14 protein-coding genes are annotated in these 14628 nt (G+C 35.0%); 6 read left to right on the forward strand and 8 right to left on the reverse strand.

The annotated features are described in order from the left end of the window. Positions 1–13 precede the first annotated feature (13 nt). From BN2144_RS09435 to BN2144_RS09455, 5 genes are all read right to left on the reverse strand, one after another. Complete coding sequence (locus BN2144_RS09435) at positions 14–1432, reverse strand: M1 aminopeptidase family protein (protein WP_033828029.1); 1419 nt, start codon at positions 1430–1432, stop codon at positions 14–16. Positions 1433–1687: 255 nt separating this feature from the next. Continuing rightward, entirely contained in the window at positions 1688–2065 is a 378-nt protein-coding gene (locus tag BN2144_RS09440; RefSeq protein ID WP_033828030.1) for a hypothetical protein, read from the reverse strand. Positions 2066–2433: 368 nt separating this feature from the next. Further along, positions 2434–2814, reverse strand: coding sequence for a hotdog fold thioesterase (locus BN2144_RS09445; RefSeq protein WP_033828031.1), 381 nt, complete (start codon positions 2812–2814; stop codon positions 2434–2436). 101 nt (positions 2815–2915) lie between these two features. After that, positions 2916–4106, reverse strand: a complete 1191-nt coding sequence (locus BN2144_RS09450) for an MFS transporter (RefSeq protein ID WP_033828032.1) — start codon at positions 4104–4106, stop codon at positions 2916–2918. Positions 4107–4447: 341 nt separating this feature from the next. Beyond that, positions 4448–4834, reverse strand: a complete 387-nt coding sequence (locus BN2144_RS09455) for a kinase-associated lipoprotein KapB (protein ID WP_033828033.1) — start codon at positions 4832–4834, stop codon at positions 4448–4450. Positions 4835–5102: 268 nt separating this feature from the next. On the opposite strand from BN2144_RS09455, the gene BN2144_RS09460 reads away from it, so the two are divergent. Further along, on the forward strand, positions 5103–5702 hold the full coding sequence (locus BN2144_RS09460; RefSeq protein WP_033828074.1) for a peptidylprolyl isomerase: 600 nt from the start codon (positions 5103–5105) through the stop codon (positions 5700–5702). A 203-nt stretch (positions 5703–5905) separates the two neighbouring features. Beyond that, a complete protein-coding gene (locus BN2144_RS09465; protein WP_230199726.1) occupies positions 5906–6100 on the forward strand; it encodes a hypothetical protein in 195 nt (64 codons plus the stop codon). Between the two features lie 541 nt (positions 6101–6641). Here BN2144_RS09465 and BN2144_RS09470 read toward each other — a convergent pair. Both BN2144_RS09470 and BN2144_RS09475 read right to left on the reverse strand, forming a co-directional pair. Further along, on the reverse strand, positions 6642–7811 hold the full coding sequence (locus BN2144_RS09470) for a MalY/PatB family protein (RefSeq protein WP_033828035.1): 1170 nt from the start codon (positions 7809–7811) through the stop codon (positions 6642–6644). 308 nt (positions 7812–8119) lie between these two features. Next, the gene (locus BN2144_RS09475) at positions 8120–8968 is read right to left on the reverse strand and encodes an alpha/beta fold hydrolase (RefSeq protein ID WP_033828036.1); all 849 of its coding nucleotides are present in this window, start codon (positions 8966–8968) and stop codon (positions 8120–8122) included. Positions 8969–9516: 548 nt separating this feature from the next. Here BN2144_RS09475 and yugI point away from each other — a divergent pair. Beyond that, the gene (gene yugI / locus BN2144_RS09480; RefSeq protein ID WP_033828037.1) at positions 9517–9915 is read left to right on the forward strand and encodes a S1 domain-containing post-transcriptional regulator GSP13; all 399 of its coding nucleotides are present in this window, start codon (positions 9517–9519) and stop codon (positions 9913–9915) included. 147 nt (positions 9916–10062) lie between these two features. After that, a complete protein-coding gene (locus BN2144_RS09485) occupies positions 10063–11262 on the forward strand; it encodes an ornithine--oxo-acid transaminase (protein WP_033828038.1) in 1200 nt (399 codons plus the stop codon). A 70-nt stretch (positions 11263–11332) separates the two neighbouring features. Here the strand turns inward: BN2144_RS09485 and BN2144_RS09490 are convergent, their stop codons facing one another. Continuing rightward, positions 11333–11563 (reverse strand): DUF378 domain-containing protein, encoded by a 231-nt coding sequence (locus BN2144_RS09490; protein ID WP_033828039.1) that lies wholly within the window; start codon positions 11561–11563, stop codon positions 11333–11335. Between the two features lie 138 nt (positions 11564–11701). On the opposite strand from BN2144_RS09490, the gene BN2144_RS09495 reads away from it, so the two are divergent. Next, complete coding sequence (locus BN2144_RS09495) at positions 11702–12865, forward strand: iron-containing alcohol dehydrogenase (protein ID WP_033828040.1); 1164 nt, start codon at positions 11702–11704, stop codon at positions 12863–12865. A gap of 165 nt (positions 12866–13030) precedes the next feature. Beyond that, on the forward strand, positions 13031–14383 hold the full coding sequence (locus BN2144_RS09500) for a glucose-6-phosphate isomerase (protein WP_033828041.1): 1353 nt from the start codon (positions 13031–13033) through the stop codon (positions 14381–14383). The last annotated feature ends 245 nt before the right edge of the window (positions 14384–14628 follow it).

The following is a 14628-nucleotide window of genomic DNA, read 5'->3' on the forward strand; positions in this document are numbered from 1 at the left end:
TTACTCCCCTGTACTAAAATTCAATATATCCTACAACGAGTGTATCATCATTCAATTGGAAATATTTATAATGCATTGGCCATACCCCAACGATAACCTTTTTATATTCTTTGTTTTGTATTTTCTCTATCTCAACAATTGAGTACTCTTCATTAGATAATTCCATACTTAACTGATTTAACAACTCATTAAACAGATCAAAATGATAACTTTTTGGAATAATATACTCTACTCCATTTTTATGAACCTTTTTATAATTACCTGCAAAAAAAGATGCGTATCTTGTGTTACCTTTGTACAGGTTTGAACTATCTTCATTTAAATTAGAATATAGAGATGATTGACTATTTGTTTTAATCGTAAATTTACTAACCTCTTGATTTGACTTTCTAGGATACCAATAAAAAATATTTCCGGGTAAATTAACCGCATTTTTAGTCGTATAAAAAGCAGGAACTCCAATATCACTATTTACAAATACTGTACCTTCATACGCAATATTTATATTTACTGATTCTCCTTTTTTAAGGGCGGTATGAATTGTTAACCGATTATTATTAAAAGAATAATGAACCGGTGAATGATCTATCTCTATTCCCTTTATAGTGAATATGTTATCTAATAGTAGATTTATACGATCTATATTTTCCTTTACTTCTATGTTTAATGATATGTCGTTTTTTAGTTTATTAGAAAAATCAACATCCATATGATAAGAAGTTATTATATAAGAATCTGTGTTCAAAGATGGATACTGAAAGGTAAAATGTTGTTCGGTTTTTATTAAATAACTTGCGGTAAGGACAACTGAAATTACACAGACTAATGCAATTACTACATAGAACATTCGTTTTTTTATATTGCTAAATAATCCCACTATACTTATCAATATGAGAATAAGTAATAAAACAAACAACTTATCTAAAAAATATTGAAGATTAAATACTGTTCCTAATAAATCATTGGCAACCACTCTAATATTATCATCAAATATATTTAGCGTTTTTTGGAAAGCCATATTTTTTAAACTCAGGGATCTCCACACAAAAAGACTATAAAAAATTAATGAGACAAGTATTGACCATGAATTTTTAATAATAGCTCCAATAGAAGTTCCTATAGTAGATGCAAGTAAATTTGTTAATATCCATAATATGATAAAGTGTAAGATTCCCATAGCAGTTGTTTCAGAATCAATTGAATTATTCTTGAACCACATAATAAATGCTATTGGAATAACAGATATGGAAACGCTCACAAACATAGAGGCCAAAAGAATAGTTAATTGCTTTTTTATTATACTTCTTTCAAAAAAATCAAGTATTTTATAGCTTTTGTTCATTGCTATGGAAGCAGTAATTAGAAAAAACAAATTAGAGATAATAAAACCATAATAAAAGTATTTATCGAATTCAAAAACTGAAACATTCAATATGTCCTTTGTATAAAATAAGTAAATGAATATAAATAAAGTAAAAAAAACAAATAAAGGATTCTTAATCAGAACTTTCGAATAATATATTGAAGATTTTATCATAGTTATGTAGAGTAAGTGCTTTTTACGAAAGCGATTACTAACTCCTTTCTATCATTCTAGAAATATAATTAACACGATTAGTAAAAGCATGCTAATCGTGTTAATTGAATATCTAAGTGTTATTTGTGTCAATATACTTTTATTAATCATTTAATCAGTAATTTTTAAATTTGCACTAGCTTTGTTTGAAGAACCAGACCAGCGAATATAATAAGATTGATTTGCACCACCATCTGTTGTTGAAACAGCTGTGAAACTGGCACTTGATGACTCACCTTTTTTCACAGTAAAAGATGCTTGTACACTATCTGGCCAATACGCGATGACCTTCATTGCGCTTGCAACACCGTTTCCATAAGTACCAGTACCTTTTAGGTATCTTTTCCCGGATCCTAATTTTACATAACCAGATTCCGCACTAACACCGGTAAGGGTTTTTGAAAGGTACGTTGTTGCTCCTGCAGAAACAGAAGTCCCTAGTACAGCTGCGGTTACGACTAGTGCTACAACCTGCTTTTTTAAAGACATATATTAACCACCCCTGTTTATAAGGTAATATTTTAGATTTTAATATAAATTTATACACATTATATAATCGTCATAAATCTAAAGAATATTACCACAAAAATATATTATTAAATATTGCTAAAATCGTCAATACATTTTAAAAAAACTAATAGCTAGAGCCTTTAAATAAAATAAAATTTCACCTTTCGCAACCTTATCTAGATGCCACCACCATTCACTTAAAGGTTCATTTGATAAAGAAAAATTATAAACCTCTTGGATATGTCTATACATTTTTCAGAATTTTAGATAGAAAAAAGGTTATTAAGAATAAAAACAGCATGGACCCTGACCATGCTGTTTTTTGTATGAATTTGCAATTCAAAGACTTATTTTCTAGTAACAACGGCAATGGTACATCTTGATATGCAAATGAGTTTATCCTCTTCATCTTTAATCATGATTTCCCAAATTTGTGTTGTACGACCTTGATGAATTATTTTCCCCTCCGCTGTTACCGTTCCTTCTCTCTTAGAACGAACATGATTGGCATTAATTTCGAGGCCAAAACAATTTTCCGTTTCTGGATCAATCAATTGAAAAGCGCCAATACTAGCAACGGTTTCTGCTAATGCAACAGATGCCCCACCATGAAGATATCCAAGCGGTTGACGTGTCCGTTCGTCAACAGGCATCGTTGCGGTCACATACCCATTTTCTAAAGTTTTTATTTCGATTCCTAAACTTTCGACCAATCCTTGTGATTGCAATGACTCCACCCCTTAAATGATAAAAGATTCTAATATTACTATATTCGGGATAGATAACGTATATCCTTCATAAAATCTATTTCTTTAAGTGGAAAGTTCATTTAATGTGCACTTACATGACGTTGTTTAACTTCGCTTGCATCTCTTTTCACACTCCAAAGTAACAAGAAGAAAGCCATAAACAAAATGGAACTAGTAACAAAAAATACGGAAGAGATTCCAATGAAGCCAGAGATTATGCCACCCAGCATCGGTCCAATAACATTCCCTAAAAACCGGAAACTGACATTGTATCCATTCACTTCCCCTTGAATATGAAGGGGTGCTACTTGACGGATGTAAGCAGTCATACAAGGAATAATTCCACCTGAGACCATACCGAATAAGAAACGTAAGATAACAAGTTGCCATAGCGATGTAACAAGCCCTTGAGGGATAAATACAATAGCGCCTCCGATAAGAAGCATCATTATAACTTTTTCATAACCAATTTGGTCACCGAGTCTCCCCCAACGCCTTGTCGCAATTAAGTTTCCAAATCCAGTTGCAGAGAAGGCCATTCCTGCTAAAAGGGCAATATTCTCCGTATTTGCTAATTGATTCACATAAATAGCGAGAAGCGGCTGAATGGTGAAATTAGCTACTTGCACGAGTAAAGCAATAATCATAACAGTAAACAGAACTTTTTTATGAAAAATAAAGCTAAGAACTTCGCGTTTTGTAAATTCTATCACTTTGACATTTTTCTCCGTCTGTCGAATCTCTTTAACTCCAAAAACAACAAATAATGAAGCAATAAAAATAGCAATAGATGTATAAATAAACGTGTAGGTAAAACCAAATTGATCAGCTAGAACCCCACCAATAAGTGGACCGAATAGAGAACCAGTGACATTTCCTGTTTGTAATAAACCGAGCACTTCACCAACCTTTTTCTTTGGTGTTTGTGCAGCAATCATTGCGAGTGATGTAGGAATAAACCCGGTCACTGCCCCCATAATGAATCTGAGGATAAACAGTTCATGTACACTATTCATAAAGCCCATTAAAAAGAGACTAATAGAAATACCAAATCCTGTAACAAGTAGAACTGGCTTATATCCATATTTATCGCCAACCCTACCCCAAATTGGTGAAAAAATAAATGCTGTTAAAAAGGTAATCCCGAAAACGAAACCTGCCCATCGCTGTACATATTCCGTACTATAATCTCCCATTGTATGAATGTAGAGAGATAAGAACGGCATGATCATTGTTGTACTGGAAGCGACAAGAAAATTCGCAATCCACATTATGAATAGGTTTCTTTTTTCTAACTTAATTGTAATCACTCCTTAAAAAATTTCGACTCACTAAATAGTATATACGAAAATAGAAATAAAGAAAGATTTTCGGGTTACGAAATAAAAAATGGTTAAATGTGGAAGGCGTGGAGGAGGAAGGAGGGGATAAAGATCGTTTATAAACTAAAGGGTGGGGAAGTGCAATAGTTGCCAACAGATAAAAAAGCCCTTATCTAAGCCAATTGATAAGGACTTTTCGTGAACGTATGTTTAGTTAAGGCTATTCTTTAAAAAGATTGTTTGCTTTAGCGCCGCCTTCGTGAATAACAACAAAGTTTATGAAAACATTCTTATTTAAAATACTCCTTTGCAAGTTCCTCTAAACACCGTAGACTTTTCTCCACAAATAAAGAATCCTCTTCATTTTTTAAACTACTTTTTAATTTATTATATGCTTCTTTTAACGATTCATGATAATTAGGAATTTCCCCATCGAAAGGTTTCACCATATTTTTCGGTACTGGTGTTTGTTCTCGAAAACTTAGTGCTTTTCGTTCATGGAAAAAGGCAACATCTCCTTGTTTTGGGTTATGGAGATCCCCTTGCATCGGATGTTTAACAACTGCTAAAATGCGTACTAAATAATCTTTTTCTTTTTCAGCGGTTACCTCACCAATATATGTACCTGTTTTTTTATGTGCGCGAACAATGGAACCAATTTCAATTTCTGTTGTCATCGTAAACACTCCTCATACTTTTACTAAAGTAGCTATATGATAATTTTAACTAATAATACTAGAGAATAGCAAAAATTGGGTGCGAATCAGATTGAAAGGTTACGATGAAATTACGTAAGTCGAAATTTACTATATGTTCATCATACGTAAAAATCCTCCAATTTTTATCCTCTAACTTGCGAATGTCCATCATATGCTTTAACATACAAAGAGGTAAGATTATATGGAGCTTATAATGATCAATTATACATACGAGGAGATGAATAAAATGAGCGAAAAGCAATACGCACAATTAACTTCTGAAGTTCTTGAAAATGAAATTGTTGCCGACATGGTGACGAATCAAGGAACCATTAAAATTAAACTTTTTCCTGAATATGCGCCAAAAACAGTTGAGAACTTTGTGACTCATGCGAAAGATGGTTACTATGAAGGAATTATTTTCCACCGTGTCATTAAAGATTTCATGATTCAAGGTGGCGACCCAACTGGTACAGGTATGGGTGGGGAAAGTATTTACGGTAGTTCTTTTGAAGATGAGTTTAGTCCAGAGTTATTTAATTTCCGGGGTGCATTAAGTATGGCGAATGCTGGACCAAATACAAATGGAAGTCAGTTCTTTATTGTTCAAAAACAAGACATGGATCCAGGTTTTGCTGATCAAATGAAAAACGCTGGATACCCAGATGAAATTATTAATCATTACCAACAAAATGGCGGTACTCCATGGTTAGATTTCCGTCACACTGTATTCGGTCAAGTTATTGAAGGAATGGATATTGTTGATAAAATTGCATCTGTACCAACGGGTGCGGCTGATCGTCCGGTTGAAGATGTAGTAATTGAAAAAATTACGATTACAGAATAAAAAAATTATAGGGTAATCCAATAGATGATTTTGTCATTGAAATAGTTAGTAAAAATAAGGTTATGAATACTGAGGCGGCCATCATATAATGTAATGGTCGCTTTTCAATTTTACAAACAGGCGCAACAATTGGTATAATAATTAGAAAATAAAGAATAGATATTAGCCTTTCATGTTAAATAATGAAAACTTGGAGGACACGTATGCTATATTTATATTTTCCGGAAGATAAATCACAATATATTCCTGCCCTCATTTCTTTTACCATATTCTTAGTTATTTGCATTCTAACATTTCTCTGGTTTATTAAATACTCAAAAAAGGAGGAATTGAAGACAAAAGACCTAGAAGAACAAATTAGAAAAGAACGGAATAATAAACCTAATTCACCACTCTAACAACATTCAAAATTAGAAATGTTGTTTTTCTTTTTTATAAATGGCACAACTTCGGAAGTTTTAGCTGAACTTCGGAAATAAACGTCTATCTTCGGAAATCCCATCTGAACTCCGGAAATAAACAAGGTGTTCCTATCATAAAACTTCGGAAAAATATGGTCAACTTCAGAAAAAAAGCCTCAACTTCGGAAATATAGCGACAAACTTCGGAAATAATGCGTGCATTTTCGGAAATATAAAAGGTACTTTCGGAAAAAACTGCACAACTTCGGAAGTTTTAGCTGAACTTCGGAAATAAATGTCTATCTTCGGAAATCCCATTAGAACTCCGGAAAAAACATCTATCTTTGGCCTCCGCTACGAATAAACGGCTTACTGCAATTGAGTAAGCCGTAAAGTAAAACTCCCTATATATGGTTTAGTCTTAGAGTAAGCAACCACTAGGCTTACACCGAATGGTTCATTTCTACTTCAACACCCATAAAAGGCTGTTTTCAACGAATGAACCACAAGAAAGGAGCTGTATTCATCATTCATTCCCCTATAATAAAGCGGTCTTTAATCGATTCAACCCATCTTCTAATAGTGCACGAGGACAACCGATGTTCATTCTCACAAATCCTGTTCCTTCAACACCGTATTTTCCACCAGGTTCTAAAGCGAGTTTTCCTTTCTCCACCAATCGTTTCTTAAGTTCCTCCTCATCTAAACCAAGGCGACGACAATCAATCCACATTAAATAAGTACCTTCAGGGGCAATCACTTGAAGATTCGGTATATCCTTCTCAATAAACGCCATCGCGAAATCACGATTTTCTTGCAAGTACACAAGTAAATCTTCAAGCCATTGTTCACCATGATTATAAGCAGCTGCAAGAGCCACTCTTCCTAGAATATTTAGACCATGGAAGCCGACTTTACTTTGAGCTTTCTGTACTTTCTCCCGTATATCTGGATTCGGAATAATCATAACGGAAGCTTGCAAACCAGGGATATTAAATGTTTTACTTGGTGCGATACAAGTGACGACGAATTGTTCGAATTCAGGATGGATATTTGCAATTGGCCTATGTTTATTCGGTTTAAAAATTATATCGGCATGAATTTCATCTGAGATAATTTTTACATCGTATTTTGCACAAAGTTTTCCCATCTTCTCTAACTCATCACCTGTCCAAACACGTCCAACCGGATTATGTGGGCTGCATAAAATAAACAGTTTTACTCCTGATTGTAATTTTTTCTCAAAATCATCAAAGTCTATTTCATATTTTCCATTATGTAAAAGTAAAGGATTCGTTACGACAACACGATTATTATTTTCAATCATTTGGTTAAAAGGAGGGTAGACAGGTGTTTGTATTAACACCTCATCGCCTTCTTCTGTTAAAGCTTGAATTGCAAAAGCTAAAGCGGTCACAACACCGGAACTCGGTATAATCCACTCGTCTTCAATCGACCAGTGATAGCGCTTTTGTACCCAATTGCGAATGGATTGATAAAATTCAAAAGAGGCCATTCCGTAACCGAAAACACCGTGGCGAATTCGCTGTTCGAGAGCTTCAATAACTTCGGGTGGAGCAGGAAAATCCATATCGGCAACCCACATTGGTAATAGGTCATCTGCGCCATAAATGGAAGTTAAGCCGCCCCATTTAACAGCATCTGTTCCTTTACGTTCAATTACATAATCAAAATTATACAAAGTGATTCCCCCTTTTATCTGTATAAATAATCAAACTATTGCTTTGATGCCAAGTATTCTTTTTCTCATCATACCATATTTTCCAGGTTATCCCACATTAACGGGCAGTAAGACTCCCGATCAAGATGTAAGCAAAGCAAAACAAAACATAACAGCTAAGCGAAAGATCAACTGCTCGTAAAAGCCTGATTGCATAAGGCCAACACGATGTTGGTCACACAAGCGTTGTCTGAGGATGTGACGTTTTAGCTTGTGGACCTCTTCAATCAGTGGGGGATGAGGAACCCCCCCCCGCTGATTGAAGTTTCACTTTATTAATCTTCAATAAAATTTCTAATTAGGCGGACCGTTTCTTCAGGTCTTTCTTCCGGAACGAGGTGTCCCGTTTCATCTAAAATGACTAATTCTGAATTTGGTAAGTCCCCGTTTAATCGCTTTCCGACACCAATCGGAACAATTTTATCAAATTTGCCCCAAACTAACAGAACGGGATGCGTAATCGTTTGTAATGCATCATTTGACAAATCATCTTCCCTCTCCCGAATAAATTTAGCAAGAGCTTTAAAGATGGCTTCGTCTTCTACAAAGGGATTTAAATAACCTTCTACCATGTCTTCAGTAATCATCGACGTGTCATAAACAACTTGTTTTAAATTCCCAAGAACACCACCTGATTTAATGAGCCATCTTTTTACAAACAAATTAGCAAAAGGCAAATAAGTGAGGGTGATTAATGATTTCTTTACTTGTTTTAAGTAAGCCGAACCCGCTAATAATACAGCTTTTTCAAATAACGTTGGATTTTGGTAAAGCATATTCAGGCAAATTTGCCCTCCCATTGAATGGCCTACAACAATTACGTTTTTTAAATGCAACTGTTCCATGAGCTCTATTAAAGTTGCAGCAATATTTTTATAGGAATATGTGAACGTTAACGACTTCCCACTTTTTCCAAATGGAGGGAAATCAACACTGACAATCTCATATTTATTAATAAGTAGAGGAATGACAAAACGGAAACTAAAACTGGAAGATAAAAATCCGTGGATAAGAAATAACGTTTTAGTTGCTTGGGGGTTTTTATAGTGTTCATAATAAATATTCATTCCGTTTAAGTTTAGTTGCTGTGCAAAATCTTCGGTATGTAATAATTGAACGGCCATACTTTCCCTCCAAAAATAATAATTTTGTAAAATGGCAAATAAAAAAGGACAAACCAAAAGAGGTTGTCCACATCAAAAGGGGGGGAATACTTGAAAGCCTTGTAATAGTATTATGACCCCGTTTATCCAAATATATACACCTCTTGGAAAAATTTCTAATTTATTTTTTGCTACTAGGTTCAATTTCTACTTTCCTATACGCTCAAGCGAAATCGCCTTAAAGCTCAAGCTCTGAGTTTTCTTTACTGAGTAGGAAGGGAGAGAGTTTAATTACAAATTTTTTGGAAAAGGTTTTGTTACACTGATCTATTTTGCCCATTCTTTATAAATAATATCGCATGTTCAATTCTTTTTATGTGAGGGATTTAAACGATAGAGCAGATCTCATGAAAAACGTGTTATCATGTCCCTCTTTCTCCCTATACACCATTTAGAATAAACGGTCGTAACGGACAAAACGAGCGTGAAAACCGTTTGTGTGGCTTTTGAAATAAAGAGTATCCTATGGTAAAATTAAATAATGGATTTTTTGACATAGGAGTGTTTTCATGAATGATAAAATTGAAGTTGGTCAAATTGTAAAAGGAAAAGTAACGGGAATTCAACCATATGGTGCATTTGTTTCGTTAGGTGAAGATCGCCAAGGATTAGTTCATATTTCAGAAATTACGAACGCTTATGTAAAAAATATTCATGATTTTATGGAAGTGGGCGAAGAAGTTTCAGTAAAAGTAATTGCAGTTGATGAAGAGAGTGGAAAAATTAGTCTATCATTGAAGGCAGTGACAGAAAAGAACGGAAAACATGGTCGGCATAAAGAATATAACAAAGAACATTTAGAAGAATTACTTGCCTCCTCCAGTCAAGGATTTAATTCCTTAAAGGAAAAATTGGTGGAATGGATTGAAGAGTCGAAAAAGGATGAAAAACTTATGCAGAAAAAATAAGCAATAACAAGTATCTTCGTTCATAATCACCTGTACGGGTTCCATTCAAGTGATTACAATTGTATGAAACTTTTAAAAATCTCTATTTATTCATCTAGGTCCCTCGTGTACAATGAAAGTAACGAACCGTATAAAGGGGGACATTACATGACAGTGAAAAATTCAGAACGTATGATTGAACTTGTAAATCAGTATGGAGCTCATAATTATCATCCTCTACCAATTGTCATTTCTAAAGCAGAAGGTGTTTGGGTAGAGGATCCAGAAGGTAATAAATATTTAGATATGTTAAGTGCCTATTCGGCCGTTAACCAGGGGCACCGTCACCCAAAAATTATTCAAGCCTTAAAAAATCAGGCAGATAAAGTAACCTTAACATCAAGAGCTTTTCATAATGATCAATTAGGTCCATGGTATGAAAAAGTCACAACGATTACTGGGAAAAATATGGTGTTACCGATGAATACCGGGGCTGAAGCAGTTGAAACAGCCATTAAAGCTGCAAGACGGTGGGCATACGATGTAAAAGGTGTAGAGGAAGACAAAGCTGAAATTATTGCCTGTGAAGGTAATTTCCACGGAAGAACGATGACAGCTGTTTCTCTATCGTCAGAGCCAGAATATAAACGAGGTTTTGGTCCGATGCTTCCAGGTATTAAACTAATTCCTTATGGTGATTTAGATGCATTAAAGGAAGCGATTACAAAACATACTGCAGCTTTTCTTATTGAGCCAATCCAAGGTGAAGCAGGAATTAACATCCCAAAAGAAGGATTTTTGAAAGCTGCCTATGAAGTATGTCAAGAAAATAATGTATTATTTATGGCAGATGAAATACAATCGGGGTTAGCCCGCAGCGGAAAAATGTTTGCTTGCGATTGGGAAAATGTCGTTCCTGATGTGTATATACTAGGAAAAGCACTTGGTGGGGGAGTCATGCCAATTTCTTGTGTAGCAGCAAATGCTGATATTCTTGGTGTATTTAATCCTGGTTCCCATGGCTCTACTTTTGGTGGTAATCCATTAGCTTGTGCTGTTTCGATTGCAGCTATAGATGTTATTGTCGATGAAAATTTGGTCGCGCGTTCACTTGATTTAGGTGAATATTTTATTAATCAATTGCGATCATTAAATCATCCACGAATAAAAGAAGTTCGGGGCAAAGGATTATTTATTGGTGTCGAGTTGGATGAGGCTGCTCGTCCATATTGTGAGAAGTTGAAAGAAGAAGGATTGCTGTGTAAAGAAACGCATGAAAATGTGATTCGTTTTGCCCCACCACTAATTATTACAAAAGAAGAGCTAGATTGGGCTTTTGAAAAAATAAAGAAAACTCTCCATCAGTGAAATATATCAAATAGAAAAACCGGGTGCTGCTTATAACCCCCGGTTTTTCTTATCGATGATTTGCTTACACTTATCTCGTAGGTCTTGGTTCAGTACGTTCTACCTCTTGGCTAGGTTTAAACAATAAACCTAAATTAATTAAACCTGCAATACCGACAAGACTGTAGATAATTCTTGAAAGTAAAGAGGATTGTCCACCAAAAATTGCAGCAACTAAATCAAACTGAAATAAACCTATTAGTCCCCAGTTAATTGCTCCAATAATTGTTAACAATAATGCGATTCGTTGTAAACCGCTCATCATTTATCCCTCCAATTAAAAAATATAATCAGTAATAGAATGTTTAAAAAATAAACATTATATGCATGTTAATTAAAGAAAAAGTTAACATTTACACAAAATCTTTGTTTATAATGGAAACGAAGGAGGAGATTGATTGTGAGAAACTTTGACTATTTTAACCCGACAAAATTAATTTTTGGCCGCGGTACAGTTGAAAAATTACGGGAAGAAGTTCCTAAATATGGTAATAAAGTCCTTCTTGTTTATGGTGGAGGAAGTATAAAACGAAATGGCTTATACGATCAAGTCACTAACATATTGAAGGAGATAAATGTATCTATATTTGAAGTGAGTGGCGTTGAACCGAACCCACGTATTTCGACCGTCAGGAAAGGCGTAGAAATTTGTAAGCAAGAAGGAATTGAATTTTTACTTGCAGTTGGTGGAGGAAGTGTGATTGACTGTACAAAAGCAATAGCTGCCGGAAGTAAATACGATGGCGATGCTTGGGATTTAGTTGTTAAAAAAGCACCTGTATTACACGCACTTCCTTTTGGCACAATATTAACATTAGCTGCAACAGGTTCAGAAATGAACTCTGGTTCGGTCATTACCAATTGGGAAACGAAGGAAAAATATGGTTGGGGATCCCCACTCGTTTTTCCAAAGTTCTCCATTCTTGACCCAGTAAACACATTTTCTGTACCAAAAAATCAAACCATTTACGGTATGGTCGATATGATGGCTCATGTATTCGAGCATTACTTCCATCTGGAGGAAAATACACCATTACAAGACCGCTTTTGTGAATCCATTTTACAAACCGTTATAGAAACTGCACCAAAGTTACTTAATGACTTAGAAAATTATGAGTATCGTGAAACAATATTATATTGTGGTACGCTAGCATTAAATGGAATGGTCTCGATGGGCTTCCGTGGTGACTGGGCGACACATAACTTAGAACATGCCGTGTCAGCAGTTTACGATATTCCACATGGCGGTGGATTAGCTATACTCTTTCCAAACTGGATGAAACATAATCTCCATGTAAAACCAGAACGCTTTAAACAATTTGCTGTTCGAGTTTTCGATGTTGATCCAACAGGAAAGACTGATGAAGAGGTAGGTCTTGAAGGAATTGAACAATTACGAGCATTTTGGACATCCATTGGTGCACCAAGCCGATTAGCTGACTATAATATTGATGATAGTAAAATGGATATGTTAGTTGATCGCGCAATGAAAAATGGTGAATTTGGTGTTTTTAATCGCTTAAATGCAAAAGATGTAGAAGCAATCTACCGAGCTAGTTTATAAATTGAGTTTACCAATAGTGGTGGTTCACTTTCTAGAGGAGGGCTTGCTTTATTGATAAAAATTTTTTACTAAAAAATACATAAATAACGTTTTACCAATACTTGCCAACGTGGATATCATCCGCTAGAGTATAATTGAAGAGAAAGAGTGGAGGTTAGACAAACGATGACACATATCCAATTTGATTATTCAAAAGCATTATTTTTCTTTAAACAACATGAAATTGCGCAAATGAAAGATTTAGTAAAAGTAACCCATCATGTATTACATGAAGGAACGGGTGCAGGAAGTGACTTCCGTGGTTGGATTGATTTACCTGTTAATTACGATAAAGAAGAATTCGCTCGTATTTTAAAGGCAGCAGACAAAATAAAAAATGATTCCGATGTTTTAATTGTTATTGGAATTGGTGGATCTTATCTTGGTGCTCGTGCAGCAATTGAAATGTTAAACCATAGTTTCTATAATGCATTACCGAAAGAAAAACGAAAAACACCTCAAGTTATTTTTGTAGGAAATAGTATTAGTTCTTCTTATATGACCGATGTAATCGACTTGTTAGACGGAAAAGATTGGTCAATCAATGTTATTTCAAAATCTGGAACAACGACTGAACCAGCACTTGCGTTCCGTGTATTCCGTAAACTTTTACAAGAAAAATATGGAGTTGCTGAGGCACGTAAACGTATTTATGCGACAACAGATCGCGCTCGTGGTGCATTAAAAACATTATCGACTGAAGAAGGCTACGAAACATTTGTTGTACCTGATGACATTGGTGGTCGTTACTCTGTATTAACTGCTGTCGGACTTTTACCAATTGCGGTAAGTGGTGTCAATATTGAAGACATGATGAGTGGTGCTGCAAAAGCTCGTGAAGATTTCAGCAGTTCAGAGTTAGAAGAAAACTTAGCTTACCAATATGCGGCCATTCGTAACATTCTTTATAATAAAGGTAAAACAATCGAAATGCTTATTAACTACGAACCAGGCTTGCAATACTTTGCTGAATGGTGGAAACAATTATTTGGAGAAAGTGAAGGGAAAGACCAAAAAGGAATTTATCCTTCTTCTGCAAACTTCTCAACAGACCTTCATTCATTAGGTCAATATGTACAAGAAGGTCGTCGTGATTTATTTGAAACAGTGATTAAAGTGGACAAGCCACGTCATGAAATTACAATTGAAGCAGAAGATAATGATTTAGATGGCTTAAATTATATAGCTGGTAAAACAGTTGATTTTGTTAATACAAAAGCTTTTGAAGGAACAATATTGGCACATACAGATGGGGGAGTACCAAACTTAGTTGTAACAATTCCACAAATGGATGCTTACACATTCGGCTACTTAGTGTACTTCTTTGAAAAAGCTTGTGCAATGAGTGGATATTTACTTGGCGTAAATCCATTTGACCAACCAGGTGTAGAAGCCTATAAAGTAAACATGTTCGCTCTTCTTGGAAAACCAGGATTTGAAGAGAAAAAAGCAGAATTAGAAAAAAGACTACAACAATAATTTTCACGAAAGAAGCCGAAATCCATTTCATATGGTTCCGGCTTCTTTTTCTAACACAAAACTGCATAAGGAAGACTTCGGTAGTATTGTCTCGTTATCCAAAAGGGATTTTTCAGTGAACTCAAGGTTTAGCCTCTCCAAGAAAGGACGCTTAAGTTTCCTGTATAGCTAACTGTGCTCATCCAATTTAAACGGTCCGAATGGTAATATCTCCACTAACATATGTGCCATGTGTTCTAGTGAAT

Source organism: Bacillus andreraoultii (genome assembly GCF_001244735.1).
GTDB classification, from domain to species: Bacteria; Bacillota; Bacilli; order Bacillales; family Caldibacillaceae; genus Caldifermentibacillus; species Caldifermentibacillus andreraoultii.